The organism is Cognatundibacterium oligocarboniphilum (assembly GCF_013377855.1).
GTDB classification, from domain to species: Bacteria; Pseudomonadota; Gammaproteobacteria; order Burkholderiales; family Burkholderiaceae_D; genus Undibacterium; species Undibacterium oligocarboniphilum.
The window spans coordinates 197,278-216,057 of sequence record NZ_JABXYJ010000001.1 but is presented as its reverse complement, the minus strand read 5'-3'; the positions used below and the strand labels follow the sequence as shown (position 1 = coordinate 216,057).

The window sequence follows — 18,780 nt, the reverse complement described above, 5'->3', positions numbered from 1 at the left end:
TCTTTGCAGGCTGGCGGATATTTGGTGTGCCAGCCATTTCCGTGTGAGATTCCGTGCAGCAGCTTGTCCGCCTGTGATGGCAGACTTGTTTCTGAGCACCGGCAGAGCGCCGTCAATCTAAAAAGTCGGCGTATTCCTTCTGCGCATAGCCTTTGGTATTCAGCCACGGCAGGTCGCCGCGTAGTGTATTTTGCAGGCGGACTTCCATGCGCCGGAAAAAAGTTCCGGCCTTGTCGCCGCTTTCGACGATCAGCGGAATCTGCTTTTGCTCATCCCATAAAATACGCTGGAAATTGGCATTGTTTTCACGTTCACGCCAGCGTGCGCCGGGAACGGCAGATGTACGTGAAGAAAGCGGGATGCTTTTCACCAGTTGCGGATCCAGCAGGTAAAACGCATTTTCCCAGGAACCATCGAAATTCACATTGCTGTATTCCGAAGCAGGAATGGCGATGACTTCTTTATGTGCGGTGTCAATGAATTCAATCCGTGTTTTCTGGTTATCCAGAAAAATATGGCGTGGGATCAATACATGATTGAAGTGTTTGTGTTGCGTGCCCTTGGCATCGTCGTCGTGGATATCGCTGACGTTTTTGGGCAGCACGCGGGCGATCAGGACATGGCGCGGGCGGCGCGACAAGGTTTCTTCATAGCTTGCTTCGCGCGTGACACCTTCAGGGGTCAGCACCTTGTTGTAGTAATGTACACGCAGATCGAGGTCAGGTGCTGCGCTGGCTGTAGCCGCACTCTGTATAGGTGCGGCCATGCCGCTGGTTTGGACGATGGCGGTCAGTAAAATCAGGACAGAAAAAATTTTCATTGGAAACAGGGGGGAGGCGCCAAAAAATCAGAGTTTAAAAAACGGAAAAAATAAACCAGAGGATGCCCTCTGGTTTATCCGGACAGGTGTACTCAGCCGTCAGTGCTTCAGAAACCGAAGGCAGTTTTCAGCAGACCGAAGACTTTGGTATTGTCGAGTGTGCCTTTGAATATCTTGGCACCGGCACCGGTGGCGAACAGTTTGACGTCACCGCCACCGTGAGTCTCACTATTCAGACGTACGCCGGTTTCCTGCTGGTAGTTATCGGCCAGCACGGCGGTGCTGTCCAGATTGGCGCGCAGGTTAGGACGATTCGGGCCGTTACCGAATACCAGTGTGGTGTAGGTATTGCCGTCGGCATCCAGACTTGGTTTGCCGTCGCGGTAGCTGCGGTTGATATCCAGAATCGGGTTGCCGCGTTTGCCGTAACCGTTGAAGGCCAGCGTGTGATCATGGTCGGCGGTAACCACGATCAGGGTGTTTGCCAGGGTCGGATCTGTCGTTCTCGCCTTGTCCAGCGCGGCTTTGACGGCATCATCAAAGGCAATGGTGTCGGTCAGTGCGCGCTTGGCGTTGGTGCCGTGTAGTGCATGGTCAATGCGGCCGCCTTCGACCATCAGAAAATAGCCATTGCTGTTTTGCGACAGGATATCCATGGCCTTGGTCGTCATTTCAGCCAGGCTGGGCTGGGTCGCGCCTTCGCCGGCAGGTGGCGTCGCGGTACGGTCCAGCTCGTATTCCAGATGGCTCTTGCTGCTGTACAGGCCGATGAATTTTTTGTTCAGCGGCGCTGCCAGCATGTCTGCGCGGGTGGCGGCGACGACATAGCCTTTGGCCGTCATTTCGGCCAGCAGGTTGCGGCCATCGGCGCGACCAAACTTACCGATGCTGGTGGTGGCATCGTAAGGCAGGAAGTGATTGCGGCCGCCGCCCATCAGGACATCGACGCCATCGTTCAGCGCACTGTTATAACCGGCGCCACCCGGCACGATCTGCGCTGCAATCGCATACTGCGCATTGCGGTTGCAGATGTGCGAGAAGGTGGCTGCCGGCGTGGCATGGGTCAGCTCGGTGGTGGTGATGGAGCCGACTGCCTTGCCTTTGGCCTTGGCGAGTTCGAGAATCGTCGGCACGCTGCTGCCGTTGCCTGCTGCGCAGTTGTTGATGCCGAGATTGCCGTTGGCATCTTTACTCGGATTGGTCGCGACGGTGTCGGAAGACATGGAGATGACTTCATTGTTCATCTTGACGCCGGTCATGTAGGCGGCCATGGAGGGTGCGCTGTCGGTGGTCTGGGCATCGTTGGAGTAAGTCTTGATGCGGGCCGTGCGTTCCAGCTTGTCCATGTTCAGGCTGCCGTCTTCACCGTATTTGTAAATACGGGAAGCGGTGACGGTGGAAGGGCCCATGCCATCGCCCAGGAAGAAAATAATATTTTTGGCTTCGCCTGCTGCATTGGCAGCCTGGGCGAAAGACAGTGCCATTGCGGCAGCTAACAGTGTACGTTTCATCATCATTTATCCGTTTTCAGCAAGATTGAACAATCACAGGCCGGCAGCTGTTTTGACCAGACCGAATACTTGGGTGTTATCGATCGTGCCGAGAAAGGTTTCCGAACCTTTGCCGATCGCACCGAGGAACACGTCGGTGCCGCCATGGGTTTCGCTGCCAGCAGCTACCCGCACCACAGCTTCCTGATGATAGGTGTTGGCGCTGGTGGTGTTTTCGTCGAGGCTGGCCATGCTGCTGCGGTTACCCTGTGTGCGGTTTTCGCCGGTACCGAAACCGATAATGGAATACGGTGCGCCGTCCAGATCTTTTTCCACTGCACCGGTGACATAGTTTTTGACGACGCCGAGCACGCCCGGATTGCCTGCTGCTGTTTTACCGGTGCGCTTGGCATAGCCGTTCAGCACCAGCGTATGGTCGTGGTCGGCCGTAACGACGATCAGGGTGTTTTTCAGGTCAGGGTCGCTGATGCGCGCCTTGGCAATGGCTGCCTTGATCGCATTATCGAAGGCGAGCGTATCCTGCAGCGCTTTTTTAGCGGTGGTTTCATGCAGCGCGTGATCTATGCGGCCGCCTTCAACCATCAGGAAATAGCCTTTGGAATTTTTGGACAGCACATCCATTGCCTTGGTCGTCATGTCGGCCAGGCTGGGTTCTTTGGCCGGGTCGCGGTCGAGGTCGTAACTCATGTGGCTGGAGGTGAACAGACCGAGCAGGCGGTCGGTTTTGGTGCCGTCAATCGCATTGAATTCAGTCGCGTTGCTGGCGTAAGCGTAGTTCTTTGCCTTCATTTCCGCGATCAGATCGCGGCCATCGGAGCGCTTGCCGCCATTCTGGAATGGTGTGAAAAACTGTCGGCCGCCACCCATCAGTACATCAAGACCGGTGCTGCCGAGTGCGCTGTTATAACCGTTACCGCCGGGAACGGCTGCTGCAGCGATGTCGTTTTCCAGGTCACGATGGCAGAAGTGGGAATAGGTGGCTGCCGGCGTCGCATGGGTGACGCGGGTGGTGGTGACCACGCCGGTCGCGAGGCCCTTGACTTTGGCCAGTTCCAGCAGAGTCGGTGTGCTGCTACCGTTTTTGCTGCCGCAGTTATTGACCAGTTTGTTGCCGTTGGCGTCTGTGCCCGGATCAATCGCCTGGGTGTCGGAAGTCATGGAAATGACTTCGTTATTCATCTTGACGCCGGTCATGTAGGCCGACATGGAGGGCGCGCTGTCGGTGACCTGCGCATCGTTGGAAAAGGTTTTGACAAAGGCGGTTTCCGGCAGCGTATCCATGGTCAGATCGCCATCTTCGCCGACGGCGTAGATGCGGGCTGCGGTCATGGTAGTCATGCCCATGCCGTCACCGAGGAAAAAAATGACGTTTTGCGGAGTATCGGCAACCACGCCTGGAGTGCTGATATTGCTGCACCCGGCAACAGTCAGGGAGAGGGCGGCGCCGAACACAGCGACGCAGAGGGAAGTATGTTTCATTGTCATCCATCCAGCTTGTTGAAAGTATCGTAATGTAACAATGGTTTATGACGGCTAAGTGACGTCTCTTGGTGGAGCAAAAAAATCCTTAGATGCCGGAAATAAAATATCACCGGATGCGCAACGGGAATGAAATAACTGGCCGGGCGGCATCGGGCGTAATATGCTTTCGCCGGTGATTAAAATATACTAGGGGGGAGTATATTTTAAAGCCCTTTATTTTTGCAGGGAATCAGAAGGTAAATGAAAAAAATGGGGGAGTGTGTTATTTTTTTGCGCGGGGATGGGTCTGATCGTAGACTTTGGCCAGATGCTGGAAATCGAGCGCGGTGTAGACCTGGGTAGCGGAGACTGAACTGTGCCCCAGCATTTCCTGCACCGCCCGCAGATCGCCGGAAGACTGCAGCACATGCGATGCAAAGGAGTGACGCAGCATGTGGGGATGCACATTGGCCGGGATATCGAGGCTCAGGGCATGCGCTTTCAGGCGCAGTTGCACCAGCCGGGCAGAAATCCGGCTGCCGCGTGCGCTCAGGAACAAGGGATGCGGATCGGCTTTCACCAGACTGCCGCGTACCGCCAGCCAGTCGCGCAATGCCGCCATTGCATGACGACCGACCGGCACAATCCGCTGCTTGTTACCTTTGCCGGTGACGTGGACTTCGTTCTGTTCCAGATCCACCCAGCCGCCGGATTCATACCCGCTTTCCCTGACCGGCAGCAGATCCAGTCCGACCAGTTCAGAGATCCGCAAGCCGCTGGAATACAGCAGCTCAAACATCGCGCGGTCAGCCCGTAATGCCGGTTCGGCAGACGTCTCGCCGCTGCTCTGTGCCACCAGCCGGACGGCATCGTCGATGCTGAGCGCTTTCGGCAGGGGTTTGGATTTTTTCGGTGCGCGGATGCCTTCCACCGGATTAGTGTCCAGTCCGTGCATTTCTGCCAGCCAGCGATAAAAGCCGCGCCAGCTCGACAATTTACGGGCGATGCTGCGCGGGTTGAGTCCCTGCCCGTGCAGCTGCGAAGTCAGGCGGCGGATATGCTGGAAATTCAACTGTGCCAGCGATGGCGAGCCGGATTGCGCGGCGGCAAATTTTTGCAATTCCTGCAGATCCTGCGCATAGCCAATGACTGTGTGTTCCGATAGGCGGCGCAGGTGGCGCAGATACGCCAGATAGGCTTCCGGCGTAGCTGGATCATCAATTGACGTGCCTGCTGATGCGGCGAGCGGCGCGGATGGTGCAGAAGAGCTGTCGGACTGCGCCATGGCGGTGGCGTGCTTACTGATCAATCAGGCAGCTCAGGGCTGCGCTGCTGGTATCGGCAATCTGCACCAGGAAGTCGGTTGCCATGTCCTTGGTGTAGCGCGCCGGATCGGGAGAACCCAGCACCAGCAGGCCGAAGGTCATGGCACCCGGCGCCTGCCGCAACGGCAGCATGGCAATGGATTGCAGCGGTTCGGCAGCTTCGATCCAGCCCGCCGCCTCAAAGTCCTGATTCGGGCCGCAAAACGGCGCACTGAGTCCTTTGGCGAACAGCATGGCGTCTTCGCTGACAGCGCTGGAAAACCAGGTGTGCGAAAAATCTGCAGCGACATTCCAGAGCCGCAGCGTGGCGTGTGGCAGATCGAAAATATCCTGCAAACCCTGCGTCAGGATATGCGGCAGATCGACATCATTGCGCGCCAGCAGCAGGGATCGGGTCCAGCTCTGGAAGCGGCGTGTGATGATGTGGTTATCTTCGGCGATACGCATCAGCTCGGCCAGCCGCAGTTCCAGCGCACGGTATTTTTCCCGCACCACTTCCATCTGCCTTTCCTGCAGAGAAATGGCGCGTCCCATCACCGGACTGGTCAGTTTGATGGAGCTCAGTAATTCAGCATGCTCTTCAAAAAAATGCGGATGCTGAACCAGATAAGTTGCGATGTCTGTGGAATTCATTACTTTGATCAGAGGTTAATTTCGCCTTCGAAGACGGTGACGGCCGGGCCGGTCAGCATCACGGACTGGCCTTCGCCCTGCCACGTGATGGATAATTCACCGCCGTGCGTGCTGACCTGCACCGGGCTGTCGAGCAGGCCGCGCCGGATGCCGGCCACAACGGCAGCGCAGGCGCCGGTGCCACAGGCCAGTGTTTCGCCGGCGCCGCGTTCAAACACGCGCAGGCGGATGTGTCCGCGATCGACAATTTGCATGAAACCGGCATTCACCCGTTTCGGAAAACGCGGATGATGTTCAATCACCGGACCGTCTGCCAGCACCGGAAAGGCTTCTGTATCCGGCACCACCTGAACAGCATGGGGATTACCCATTGAGACCACGGAAAACAGGCTTTGCCTGCCGTGGATGGCCAGCGGCCACAACTGGTCGCGACCCTCTGCGACGGCTTGCAGACCATCTGCATCAAACGGCACGCGGGCAGGTTCCAGCACCGGTGCGCCCATGTCCACTGTGATGCTGCCATCGGTTTCCATGCGCGGTTCAATGATGCCGGACATCGTCTCGACCCGGATGGCGGTTTTGTCGGTCAGTTTTTTTTCCGTCACAAAGCGGACAAAAGCGCGCGAACCGTTGCCGCATTGCTCGACTTCGCCGCCATCGGCGTTGTAGATGCGGTAACGGAAATCAACGCCGGCAGTCCCGGATGGCTCGACCACCAGAATCTGGTCAGCGCCGACGCCGAAGCGGCGGTCGGCAATCCGCTGCCATTGCGCGGGAGTCAGCTGCACATGCTGATGTATGCCGTCGATGACGACAAAATCATTGCCGGCGCCATGCATTTTGGTGAATTTGAGTTTCATCTGGCCATTATATCGCGGGAAACAGAAACCGCAGTGAACAGGATGGCTTCAGGTGCAGGCCGCGTATCGCTGCCGCCTGCGATCCCAAAGCCAGCGGCTCAGGCGCCTTCGAGCCGGTACACACCGCAGCCGAGCACGATGTCTTCCGTCACCGCCTCAATGTAGGACGTTTTGTTTTCCACTTTATGCGATACCGGATTGACGATCGAATAATTTATCCAGCCGCCGGACGCCGGCAGTGCAAATGCATCGTTGATCAGTTGGCGACCATTGAGTCCGCTGACCTGCAGCAGATTCACTTTCAGCTTGTCTGCATTACCGCCGAACGCCAGATACTGACCTTGCCGGTTAAAGGCAAACACATACATGTCCTTTTTGCTGAAGCGGTGCTCACGGTCGGCGGTGATGGCTGACAGCGCGCTGCGGCCGGAGGTGCGGAACAGCGCCACCGCCTGTTTGACCATCGCATGTGCTTCGTCGGCAGTACCCTGGCGCAGGTTAAAGCTCGACACCGCCCTGGTCAGATGGCTGGCGCGCTCTTCCAGATTGACTGATGTGATGCGAGCCTGGTCGGCCATCTGGCCGTTGCTCTGGGTGATCTGGTCCAGATGATGAATCGCCTCCGAAATCTGTGCCAGCCCGTTACTCTGCTCATCGGAGGCGGTGGAAATGGCGTGGATGCTGGTTGCCAGTTCACGGATACCGCTGACGATCTGATCGAGCGTCTGATTCACGTCGTTGATTTGTCCGACGCCATGCCGGACCTGCGTGACCGAGTTGTCGATCAGTGCGCGGATCTGGTGTGCTGATTCGGCGCTACGCTGCGCCAGATTTCTGACCTCGGTGGCGACCACGGCAAAGCCGCGCCCCTGCTCGCCGGCACGTGCTGCTTCCACCGCCGCATTCAACGCCAGAATATTGGTCTGGAACGCAATGCCGTCGATGATGCCGATGATTTCCTGTACCTTCAGCGCACCCTGCTGGATACCCTGCATAGAATCCACCGCCGCGTGCATGGTGACGCCGCCGGATTCGGCGATCTGACTCAGGCTGCCTGCGAGCGTGCTGACGCTGCGGGCACTATCGGCATTTTTGCGGACGGTATCAGCGAGGTCCTCGACGCTGGCCGATGTTTGTTCCAGACTGGATGCCTGCTGTTCGGTCCGCTCGGATAAGTCGCTGATGCCGCTGGCCAGGCTCTCTCCCAGTTGCGACACCATGCTGGCATTGGTGCGCACATTCGCAACCAGTTTCGACAGATTCAGATTCATCTGTTCCAGCGTGTTGCCGGTTTCGGCCAGCTCATCGCTGCCGTTCAGGTGGATCTGGCGTGTCAGGTCGCCGGCGGCGACCGCCACGGCGGATTCGCGTACCGACATCAGGGATTGCATGAAGCCGCGGTAAAAACCCAGCAGCAGATAAGCACTGACGATAAACAACAGCGACATGACGGCGACGATCAGATTGCGTTGCCAGCTCTGGTTGCTGAGACGCTGTTCGAGGATATCGGTCAGACGCTGATGCAAGCGTTTTTGCAATGCCACGGTTTTTTCGATGGCCTGCGTGCCTTCTGCAAAATAGCTGGCCGCATCACCGCTGATGGCATCACCCAGCAGATTTTGCCGTGCCAGCGTGACAAACTGCTGCGTGGCCTGCAGCGCTTCTGTTTCCTGGCCTTGCAGCTGTTCGCCGGCACGTTGCAACGCATCGGCAGTTTGTACAAAAGCACCAACGCTGGCTTGCAGAATTTCTATGCGGGCCAGAATCGCTGCCTTGTCTTCTGCGCTGATCGTGCCGGAGCGGATCAGGCCGGCACCGGCGCCGCGCAATTGGGCGATCTGTTCGGTCCAGTGCGGGATGCGGGAAATCGAGGCATCCATCAGGAAATAGGTGGAGGCTTCCGGGTCCAGCAGTAATCCGGTTTTCTCACTGGAATATTGCGAAAAACGGAGCAGGCGGGCGATCAATGCATTGTGCTGCTGCATATTGGCTGCTGCGGTGGCGGCAATCTGTCCGGCGGTCAGCTGCTGCAAATCGGCTTCCAAAGCTTTCCAGTCCTGCTCCAGCCCAAATTCGCTGTTGGTCTGAATATTCTGCCTCAGCAGACTGAGATGAGTGGTCAGTGCTTTCCGCGTTTGTTCCAGCGCACTGTCGTTGTTTTCGCCCGAGAGTTTCAGATTTACCTGACCGCGGTGTTTTTGTGTCTGCAACAGCACATCCATGACCTGGCGGTTGATCTGGATGCCGCGCAATTCATGGTCGGCAATGGTGACATCGGCCTGCATGCGGGAAACCATGTACAGCACGAGCAGCAATGTCGGCAGCATCAGGGTCACGAACATCGCCAGCAACTTGGTGCGCAGCCCGAGCCGGTTCATCAGGGCAGCGCTGGGCGACAGCAGTTTTTTTATGATGGTATCCGTGGAAACAGACATCATGGTTCCTGTCTTGGTAACGGTGGAAAAGGAAATATCAGTAGCGATTTTCCCAGAAAAGCAGCGTACTTTCCTGAATGAAATGAGAAAACAACAATTTTCCAAATTTTGTTCCAAGTTAGCACCGGCGTAAGCCTCCTGCAAGTTTGTTTCCTGTCGGTAATCAACTAAATTGCTTTCTGTTCTGCCGGATGGATGGAACTGTGTGGGAGTTGCAGATTTTTAAAAGATATTGGCAAATGTACCAGTACACTTTGAATGGGTGCTAGTCATACTGTACTGGTAATTTTATGAAACCCTGTACATGGGGCAGGGCCATACCGCATGTTAATGTGCGGCCAGAATGAAAAAGTATATGATTCACCCACAAGGTGATTCTGTTTTACAGCGAATATCCTTGCTGTACAAATAAAAACACGGAGACTTCATGAACGCACCCCTCACACCCGGGCAGCATGCGCTGATCAACACATCTGTCACGCTCGACGACAAATTCACACTGGAACGCGGTCGCGCCTTTATGACCGGCACCCAGGCACTGATTCGCCTGATGATGCTGCAACGTCAGGCCGATGAAAAAGCAGGCCTGAATACCGCTGGTTTCATCAGCGGCTACCGCGGTTCCCCGTTGGGCAATGTCGATCTGACTGCTGCCAAAGCCAAAAAACATCTGGAAAAACACCACGTCAAATTTCACCCCGGCGTGAATGAAGACTTGGCGGCCACCTCGGTCTGGGGTACGCAACAGGTCAATATGTTTCCCGGTGCGAAATACGATGGCGTGTTTGCGATGTGGTACGGCAAAGGGCCGGGTGTGGATCGCTGCGGCGACGTGTTTAAACACGCCAATCTGGCCGGGACTTCGGCACATGGCGGTGTACTGGTGGTGGCGGGTGACGATCATGCGGCAAAATCATCGACCGCGGCGCATCAGTCCGAACACATTCTGAAAGCCTGCGGTATTCCGGTCTTATATCCGTCTACCGTGCAGGAATATCTGGATTACGGCCTGCATGGCATCGCGTTGTCACGTTATACCGGCCTGTGGGTGTCGATGAAATGCGTGACTGATATCGTCGAATCCGGTGCCGTGGTCGAGATTGACCCGGATCGTGTGAAGCCGGTGATTCCTGAAGACTTTGTGTTGCCTGCTGATGGCGTCAGCATTCGCACGCCAGACCCGGTGCTGGCGCAGGAAACACGGATGAACAACTACAAATGGTATGCAGCACTGGCCTATGTGCGCGCCAACAAGCTGAACCAGATTATCTGGGATAGTCCGCATGCCAAAATCGGCATCATCACCGCCGGCAAATCCTATCTCGATACCCGTCAGGCGCTGGCTGATCTCGGCATTGACGAACAAGTGGCGAAAGACATCGGTATCCGTCTGTACAAAATTGGCATGACCTGGCCGCTGGAATCAGAAGGCGTGCGCGAATTTGCGACTGGCCTGGAAGAAATTCTGGTCGTCGAAGAAAAGCGCCAGATTCTGGAATACGCACTGAAAGAAGAGTTGTACAACTGGGAAGATAGCGTGCGTCCGCGCGTGGTCGGTAAGTTTGATGATTCTGGTGAATGGAGCAACCTGCATGGCTCCGGTCACGGCGAATGGTTGCTGCCTGCCACCTATGAATTGAGCCCGGCGCAGATTGCGCGCGCCATTGCTTCCCGCATCACCCGCTATTTCGCCGGACATCCGGTCGAGCAGCGCGTCAAAGAGCGTGTCGCCTATCTGGAAGCCAAAGAAAATGCCTTGTTGAATGTCGGCAAACCTGATCCGAACAAAGACCGGATTCCGCATTTCTGCTCAGGTTGTCCGCACAATACGTCCACCAAAGTACCGCAGGGCAGCCGCGCGCTGGCCGGTATCGGTTGCCACTACATGGTGACCTGGATGGACCGCGAAACCTCGACTTTTACTCACATGGGTGCCGAAGGCGTGACCTGGGTCGGTGCTGCACCGTTCACCAATGAAAAGCATGTATTCTGTAATCTGGGCGATGGGACTTATTATCATTCTGGCTTGCTGGCAATCCGCGCTGCCGTATCCGGCGATGTGAATATCACTTACAAGATTCTGTTTAACGATGCAGTCGCGATGACTGGCGGTCAGGAATTCGACGGCCCGCTCGATCCCGGCATGATTTCGCGTCAGATTGCGGCTGAAGGCGTGAATCCGATTATCGTGGTTACCGACGAACCGGAAAAGTACGGTGCTGCTTATCCGTGGGCGCCGGGTGTCACGGTGCGTCACCGTTCCGAGCTCGACGCGGTACAGCGTGAGCTACGCGAATGCAAAGGCGTGTCTGCCATGATTTATGACCAGACCTGTGCTTCTGAAAAACGCCGCCGCCGTAAAAAAATCGACAAAGACGGCAAACCGGGTTTCCCCGACCCCGCCAAGCGGGCCGTGATCAATGAAGCGGTCTGCGAAGGCTGTGGCGATTGCTCAGTGCAGTCGAATTGCTTGTCGGTCGAGCCACTGGAAACCGAATTTGGCCGTAAGCGCCAGATCAATCAATCGTCTTGCAATAAGGATTTTTCTTGCGTGACGGGCTTCTGCCCGAGCTTTGTGACGGTCGAAGGCGGCAAACTGAAAAAGCCGGCAAAGATGAAAATCGAAGCAGGCAATGCGCTTGATGTGGATACCCTGCCGTATCCAGCACTGCCAGATACCAAAGTACCATTCGGCGTGCTGGTGACCGGCGTCGGTGGTACCGGTGTGATCACCATCGGCCAGATCATGGCGATGGCGGCCCATTTGCAAGGCAAGGCTTGCTCAGTGCTGGACATGACCGGTCTCGCGCAAAAGGGCGGCGCGGTCATGTCGCATGTGCGTCTGGCGGACAAGGCAGAAGATATCCAGTCCACCCGCGTTGGCACTGGCATGGCTGATCTGGTGATTGGCTGCGACCTGATCGTGACCGCAGGTAAAGATGCGTTGTCACGCATGGGTGAGGGTCGTACTCACGCAGCGATCAATGCGAACGGTACGCCAACCTCGACATTCATCAAAAATCCGGACTGGCAATTCCCTGGCTCTTCGGCTGAACAGGATATCCGCAAAGCCTGTGGCGAAGGTCGTGTTGATATGGTGGATGCCGCATCGATTGCGACGGCACTGATGGGCGACAATATTGCGACCAATATGTTCATCCTCGGCTATGCGTGGCAAAAAGGCTGGGTGCCGCTGGAAGAAGCAGCGCTGATGCGGGCGATTGAATTGAATGCGGTGTCGATCGACTTTAATAAGCAGGCATTCAACTGGGGGCGTCTGGCAGCACACGATCTGGCCGCGGTCAAACGGCTGGCGGCACCGGCGCAGGTGGTGGAACTGAAACGCGCACCGACGCTGGAAGAAACGATTAACCGCCGCGTCAGTTTCCTGACCGATTATCAGAACGCCGCTTATGCGCAGCAGTATCTGGATTTTGTGAATCAGGTCAGGGCGGCGGAGACCCGCATTGCCGATGGTAAGACTTTACGCCTGACAGAAGCGGTGGCGAAATATCTGTTCAAGCTGATGGCGTACAAGGACGAGTACGAAGTCGCGCGCTTGTACAGCAATGGTAAATTCCAGAAAAAGATCGCTGATATGTTCGAAGGTGATTATGCGATTCATTTCTATCTGGCACCGCCATTATTTGCCAAGCGTGATACCCAGGGTCATCTGGTCAAAAAACAGTACGGCCCGTGGATGATGAAAGCATTTGGCTTGCTGGCGAGCATGAAATCCTTGCGTGGCACAGCATTCGATATTTTTGGCTATACCGAAGAGCGCAAGACCGAGCGTGCCTTGCCGGTGGAATATCAGCAGACTATCAGCCGCCTGCTGCCTGCGCTGCACGCAGAAAATCTGGCAAAGGCAGTGGCGATTGCTGCCATTCCGGAAGATATCCGTGGTTACGGGCATGTGAAGGAACGTTATCTGGCTGCTGCTAAAAACAAGGAGGCGAGTCTGATTGCTGAATTCAATACCCAGCAGCCTGCCCCGCAGAAACCACCGACACAGCAGGCAGCGTAATCCCTGCCTGCTGCATCCTGAAAATGACCGGCATTGCCGGTCATTTTTTATCCCCGTATTCCAATGCGCGTGCGCCAGGTTTTGCCGTACCATGCCGTTTTGCACTGCAGTACATAAAGACACAGTGCCGGCAGGTCTGTGCTTTACAATGCACGCCACATTAACAGGAGTTCATTGTGTCCAGTTTAAAAGAAAAAATCGCTCATATCCCGGAAGGTTCGGCAGCCTTGTTTTTTATCCAGATATTTGCCACCCTCGGTTTTGCCGTGCTGTATTCCACACTGGTGCTGTACGCCACGAAAAAACTGCATTTCAGCGTTGCCGATGCGACGGCGATCATGGGCGTCTTCGGCGCGTTCAACTACGGCTTGCATTTGTTCGGCGGCTATCTCGGCGGCCGTTTCATCAGCAACCGCAATCTGTTTGTCGGCGGCATGGTATTGCAGGTGCTTGGCTGCGGCATCATTTCGCTTGGCGGCACCGAGCAGCTGTACTGGGGACTGGGCCTGTTCCTGACCGGTAGTGGTCTGAATGTGACTTGCCTCAATATGATGCTGACCCAGCGTTTCAAACCGGAAGATGAAAGACGCGAAAGCGCATTTTTGTGGAATTACGCAGGCATGAATCTCGGCTTTTTCATCGGCTTTACCGTAGCAGGTCATTTTCAGTTGCAGCAGAATTATCCGGGCCTGTTTATCTTTGCGACGATCGGGAATTTCATGGCAATCGTGCTGGCAGTGTTTAACTGGAAGCGTATTTCTGATCTCAACACACCTTTGCTGCAGGCTGGCCCTGCTGAGTTCAGGAAGCGACTGGCGGTGGGGCTGGCGATTCTGGTGGGATTGGTGCCGGTGGTGTATTTCATGCTGCATCAGGCGGGTACTACAGGCAGTCTGGTGCTGATTATCAGTGTACTGGTCGGGATTGTGCTGCTGTCGCTGACCCTGATGCATCAGGATCGGCGCGAACGGCGCAATATGACGGCGTATCTGATGCTGACGCTGGGTTCGCTGGTGTTCTGGACCCTGTATCAGATGGCGCCGATGGGCTTGCAATTATTCGCAGTGAATAATGTCGACCGCATTGTCTGGGGGGCCGAAATCGCGCCGCAATGGATACAGAACATCAACAGTTTTGTGATCATGATCGGCGGTCCGCTGATGACTTTTGTATTCGCCGCATTGCGCAAGCGCGGCCTGAATTTTGATATTCCGGTGCAGTTCTCTGCCGCGTTGATCCTGATTGCGCTTGGATTTCTGGTACTGCCGCTGGGAATCGGTTTCGCGGCGCAAAATGGTCTGGTTGCATTCAAATGGATTTTCATCAGCTATATTCTGCAAAGTATCGGTGAGTTGCTGATCTCTCCGGTCGGCTACGCCATGATCGGCAAGCTGGCGCCGGCCAAATACCAGGGCATTATGATGGGCAGCTGGATGCTGATGACCGGCACTGCATCCATTTTAGCCAGCTATTTTTCCGGCATGATTCCGGAAGCGACTGAGGGCATGGCGAGCGCCACGAATCCGACTTACCATCATATTTTTTCGATGCTGGGCTGGGGCAGCATGGCGGTCGGCATCGTGCTGGTGGTGATGATTCCTTTCCTGCGTAAGCTCATTACCAACGGAGCGGAACAGGAGCAGGCGGCATGAAAGCGGCCAGCCTGATTGCGACCAGTGCGCTCAATATGCTGGTGGCCGTCGCTGCCGGTGCGTTCGGCGCGCATACTTTGAAAACCGTGCTGGACGCCGATATGCTGACAGTCTGGCAGACCGCTGTGCATTATCAGATGGTGCACGGTCTGGCGTTGCTGGCCCTGGGAATCTTAATGCAGCAATGGAACGATGCACTGTTGAGAAAATCGGCATATGCGATGTTGTCAGGCATCGTGGTATTCAGCGGCAGCCTGTATGCGCTGGCGCTGACCGGTGTCCGGCTGCTCGGCGCAATCACCCCGCTTGGCGGCCTCGCCTTTTTGCTGGGCTGGGCCTTGCTGGCGTGGTGCGCTTACCGGCAGCGCCGATAAGACCATCCCGGCTGCGATGCCGGGTTGGTGATGCACTGCGCAAGGCTGAGGAAAAACTTATTCGCCACTTCTCTGCACGGCACGCTGGTAGGCCGGACGTGCTTCTATCATATCGGTAAAACGGGTCAGGTTCGGGAAAGTGTCGCGTCCGATATTGCGCACACCAGCCTGGATCACAAACGACAGCTGTACGTCTGCGCCAGTCAGTTCGTTACCAACGAAATAATCCCGCCCGTTCAGTTCGGCATTCAGATAGCCGAGATGATTGGCGATTTCGCTGTTGATCCGCGGGTGCAGCGGCGCGCCTGCCTCGCCAAGGCGTCCGACATACAGCCGCAGCAGCAGCGGCAGCATGGCTGAGCCTTCGGCATAGTGCATGAATTGCAGATAACGGTAGTAATCTGCGGTGCCGTGCGCAGGAATGAACTTACCCTGACCGTATTCGGCAATCAGATATTCCACGATAGCGCCGGACTCGATCAGCACCAGATCCTTGTCTTTCAGTACCGGTGCTTTGCCGAGCGGATGGATTTTTTTTAATTCGGGCGGCGCCAGCCGGGTGGTGGCATCGCGGTCATAGCTGACGACGTGGTATTGCTGTCCCAGCTCTTCCAGCATCCAGGTGATGCGGCGTGAGCGGGATTCTTTCAGGTGGTGGACTTCTATCATCGCGGGCCTCGTAACAGTCAACAATCGGATTCATGGGGGAAAAGGAAACCCGATTATGCCCACTTTTTACGGTTTGTGTTGAGGGCCCTGTGCTGACCTGCGACGGCCGTGATGACGCTATGAAAAAAGGCCATCAGGCAGATCACCTGATGGCCAGCAGCATGCCGTCGCTCAACGGCATGCTGAAGACATTCGCCGGAATGTCACATCCCCTTTTCTACAAATTGCGCAGGCCGCCATTTGAGCAGGCGGTTCTCTGCGGCTGTCAGCAGATATTCTGCCGCCAGTGCCACGACTGCCAGCACGATCATCGCCGCAAACACGCCCGCCGCATTGAAGGTGCCCTGAGCAGTGGCGATCAGCAGGCCAATACCGTGCCGTGCGCCAAGAAATTCACCGACCACCGCGCCGACCAGTGCGAAGCCGAAGCTGACATGCAGGCTGGCCAGAATCCAGCTCAGCGCCGACGGGAAGACTACGGAAAAAGTGACCTGACGTTTGCTGGCGCCCAGGATGTAGGCATTCGCAATCAGATTTTTATCGGCTTCGCGCACACCCTGAAAAGCGTTGCCGAAGACGACGAAAAACACCATGACCACAGCCAGCGCAATCTTGGAACCCATGCCCAGACCGAACATGATGATGAAAATCGACCCCAGTACTACGCGCGGAATAGCGTTAGCGATTTTGATGTAAATGCTGAAAACATCGGAAGCCAGTTTATTCCTGCCAAGCGCAATGCCGCAGATAATGCCGAGCACGCTGCCGATCAGAAAGCCGAGCACGGTTTCTTCCATGGTGACCAGCAATTCGCTCCACAGCGGACCTTGTGCAGTGCCTTCCACGATCCAGATTCTGAGCTGTTCATAGATGGCAGACGGACGTGAAAAGAAAAAGGCATCGATCCAGCCGATTTCGACTGCCGTTTCCCACGCCACCAGCATCACGACTGCCAGTGCGATGCGTAAGAAAATTACCAGATAATGATGCCGTTGGGCCGCGCTCATCGCCTTGCGCTCTTCGTCGCTGATGGCGATGGGCGGGGTATGTTGATGTGTTGTGCTGTTCATACTTCATTCCAGATTAAATTTGAACTTCATCTTTCAGATCTGACCAGATCTGCTTGGACAGATGAACGAATTCATCGCTGTAGCGCGCTTCAGAAATATCTCGTGGCCGTGCCAGCGGAATTTCATAACTGCTCTTGACGGAGCCAGGACCTTTGGAAAGGACAATCACGCGATCAGCCAGCGCAATGGCTTCTTCAATGTCGTGGGTGACAAAAATCACTGAGGCTTTCTTTTCCGACCATAGTCCCAGCAGTTCTTCCTGCATCAGCGCACGGGTCTGCACGTCCAGTGCTGAAAAAGGTTCGTCCATCAGCAGAATTTTTGGTTCGTTGATGAAGGTTTGCGCCAGCGCCACCCGCTTTCGCATACCGCCGGACAGCTGATGCGGATAGTGATGTTCAAAGCCTGACAGCCCGACCCGGCGAATCCAGTCTGCCGCCATGTCATTGGCGATTTTCGGGTCCGTGCCGCGAAATATCGGGCCGATGGCGACATTGTCGATGACGCTTTTCCACGGAAAAACCGCATCCGCCTGAAACACGAAACCGATGTTCGGATCAATGCCCTGCACCGATTTTCCAAATACCTTTACGCTGCCGGAGGAAGGCGGATTGAGCCCGGTAATCATGCCCAGCGTGGTGGACTTGCCGCAGCCTGTCGGGCCGACGATGGCGATAAAATCGCCTTCGTGCACCGTCAGGCTGAAGTCACGCAATGCCAGGGTAATCTTGCCAGTCGGACTCACAAATTTCCGACTGACATGTTTCATTTCAATCGCAACATTTTTCATTATTTCACTGCTTTCACAAACTCGGTCGTATAGGTGTTGGTCAGATTGATGGATTTACCCTGCACCGCCTTATCAAAACCATTTAATACTTTCAGCACAGTCGCCGGGCCGTTTTCCGGCATCACACCATCCGCAGTAAACATCTGTTTGCTGCCGTCGAGGGCGTCGATGTACATCTGCTTGTTGGACGCATAATAGTCAGCCGGCATTTTGTCGGCGATCTCTTTTGCGCTGTGGGTCTTGATATAACGCAGGGTTTTGACAAACGCCGTGACGATTTTCTGAACCTGTTCCTTGTGCGAATTCACCCAGGCAGTCGGCATGTACAGACAGGCAGCAGGATAGGCGCCGCCCAGTGCCGCCTCGGTGCTTTTGACGGAGCGCAGATCGACCAGGATCGATGCCGCACCGCTGCTGGTGAGGCGGGAGATGGTCGGCTCAGTCGTCATGCCGGCGTCGATTTTCCCCTGTGCCATTGCTGCAATGAAGGTGGAACCGGCGCCAACCGGCAGGGTGGTGAATTCGCTGTTTTTGACACCGGCTTTGGCAGCCAGATATTGCGTCAGGAAGTTGGTGGACGAACCCAGGCCGGTGACGCCCAGCGTCTTACCTTTGAAATCAGCCGGAGACTGGATATTTTTTGCGGTCTTGGATACCAGGATGACTTCGCCGGGTGCTTCGCTGAATTGGACGACAGACTGTACCAGTTTGCCGCGTGCCTGCAGGTCGATGGTGTGATCGTAAAATCCGACCACGCCCTGCGCTGCGCCGGACAGCATTTCTGTTTCAGCATTGACGCCGGCGGGTTCGCTGAGCAGTTCAATATCGAGTCCGGTTTCTTTCAGATAGCCTAATTGTTCAGCCAGTTTCGCCGGCAGGTAAATCTGTTTTTCGATACCGCCGACCATGATGGTGATCTTGTCGGCCGCAGCGGCATGCACGCTGGCTGTCAGCAACAGTGCCGCAGCGATGGATTGGAACATGGGGCGCAGCAATGGTTTGATCGTGGATTGCATGAGGGTCTCCGTATGGTGTGAGTGGTCTGTACCAGACAATGTCCGCGTGCGGGCCGGCATGAAGGGACAGAGGCTGCAAAGAGCAGGTTGCAAATAGCAGCTTCTATCTTAATGCCGATATGCCGGCTTGTTCAGGT

At 55.8% G+C, this 18,780-nt stretch carries 14 protein-coding genes; 3 read left to right on the top strand and 11 right to left on the bottom strand.

All coding sequences use genetic code 11. The annotated features are described in order from the left end of the window. Positions 1-112: 112 nt before the first annotated feature. The 7 genes from HV832_RS01030 to HV832_RS01000 all read right to left on the bottom strand — a co-directional run bounded on the left by HV832_RS01030 (position 113) and on the right by HV832_RS01000 (position 9,048). Positions 113-820, bottom strand: a complete 708-nt coding sequence (locus HV832_RS01030) for a hypothetical protein (protein WP_223827299.1) — start codon at positions 818-820, stop codon at positions 113-115. Between the two features lie 107 nt (positions 821-927). Next, positions 928-2,331, bottom strand: coding sequence for an alkaline phosphatase (locus tag HV832_RS01025; RefSeq protein ID WP_176802071.1), 1,404 nt, complete (start codon positions 2,329-2,331; stop codon positions 928-930). Positions 2,332-2,364: 33 nt separating this feature from the next. Continuing rightward, complete coding sequence (locus HV832_RS01020) at positions 2,365-3,810, bottom strand: alkaline phosphatase (RefSeq protein WP_223827300.1); 1,446 nt, start codon at positions 3,808-3,810, stop codon at positions 2,365-2,367. A gap of 265 nt (positions 3,811-4,075) precedes the next feature. Further along, on the bottom strand, positions 4,076-5,101 hold the full coding sequence (gene xerC / locus HV832_RS01015; RefSeq protein WP_223827301.1) for a tyrosine recombinase XerC: 1,026 nt from the start codon (positions 5,099-5,101) through the stop codon (positions 4,076-4,078). Next, positions 5,091-5,750 (bottom strand): DUF484 family protein, encoded by a 660-nt coding sequence (locus HV832_RS01010; protein WP_399311013.1) that lies wholly within the window; start codon positions 5,748-5,750, stop codon positions 5,091-5,093. Before HV832_RS01010 ends, xerC begins: the two co-directional genes overlap by 11 nt. A gap of 8 nt (positions 5,751-5,758) precedes the next feature. Beyond that, positions 5,759-6,610 (bottom strand): diaminopimelate epimerase, encoded by an 852-nt coding sequence (gene dapF, locus HV832_RS01005; protein WP_176801685.1) that lies wholly within the window; start codon positions 6,608-6,610, stop codon positions 5,759-5,761. Between the two features lie 98 nt (positions 6,611-6,708). Next, positions 6,709-9,048 carry a methyl-accepting chemotaxis protein gene (locus HV832_RS01000; protein WP_176801684.1) on the bottom strand — a complete coding sequence of 780 codons (2,340 nt, stop codon included), beginning with the start codon at positions 9,046-9,048 and terminating at the stop codon, positions 6,709-6,711. 424 nt (positions 9,049-9,472) lie between these two features. On the opposite strand from HV832_RS01000, the gene HV832_RS00995 reads away from it, so the two are divergent. The 3 genes from HV832_RS00995 to HV832_RS00985 all read left to right on the top strand — a co-directional run bounded on the left by HV832_RS00995 (position 9,473) and on the right by HV832_RS00985 (position 15,098). Next, the gene (locus tag HV832_RS00995; protein WP_176801683.1) at positions 9,473-13,072 is read left to right on the top strand and encodes an indolepyruvate ferredoxin oxidoreductase family protein; all 3,600 of its coding nucleotides are present in this window, start codon (positions 9,473-9,475) and stop codon (positions 13,070-13,072) included. A gap of 176 nt (positions 13,073-13,248) precedes the next feature. Further along, on the top strand, positions 13,249-14,724 hold the full coding sequence (locus HV832_RS00990) for a peptide MFS transporter (protein ID WP_176801682.1): 1,476 nt from the start codon (positions 13,249-13,251) through the stop codon (positions 14,722-14,724). Continuing rightward, positions 14,721-15,098, top strand: a complete 378-nt coding sequence (locus tag HV832_RS00985) for a DUF423 domain-containing protein (RefSeq protein ID WP_176801681.1) — start codon at positions 14,721-14,723, stop codon at positions 15,096-15,098. Before HV832_RS00990 ends, HV832_RS00985 begins: the two co-directional genes overlap by 4 nt. Before the next feature lie 57 nt (positions 15,099-15,155). On the opposite strand, the gene HV832_RS00980 is transcribed toward HV832_RS00985, so the two are convergent. From HV832_RS00980 to HV832_RS00965, 4 genes are all read right to left on the bottom strand, one after another. Next, the gene (locus HV832_RS00980; RefSeq protein ID WP_176801680.1) at positions 15,156-15,767 is read right to left on the bottom strand and encodes a glutathione S-transferase family protein; all 612 of its coding nucleotides are present in this window, start codon (positions 15,765-15,767) and stop codon (positions 15,156-15,158) included. A gap of 203 nt (positions 15,768-15,970) precedes the next feature. Continuing rightward, positions 15,971-16,837: an ABC transporter permease gene (locus HV832_RS00975; protein ID WP_176801679.1), complete on the bottom strand. Its 867-nt coding sequence runs from the start codon at positions 16,835-16,837 to the stop codon at positions 15,971-15,973. A 13-nt stretch (positions 16,838-16,850) separates the two neighbouring features. After that, positions 16,851-17,627: an ABC transporter ATP-binding protein gene (locus HV832_RS00970; RefSeq protein ID WP_176801678.1), complete on the bottom strand. Its 777-nt coding sequence runs from the start codon at positions 17,625-17,627 to the stop codon at positions 16,851-16,853. Further along, positions 17,627-18,643, bottom strand: coding sequence for an ABC transporter substrate-binding protein (locus tag HV832_RS00965; RefSeq protein ID WP_176801677.1), 1,017 nt, complete (start codon positions 18,641-18,643; stop codon positions 17,627-17,629). The genes HV832_RS00970 and HV832_RS00965 overlap by 1 nt, the downstream gene beginning before the upstream one ends. Positions 18,644-18,780: the final 137 nt, after the last annotated feature.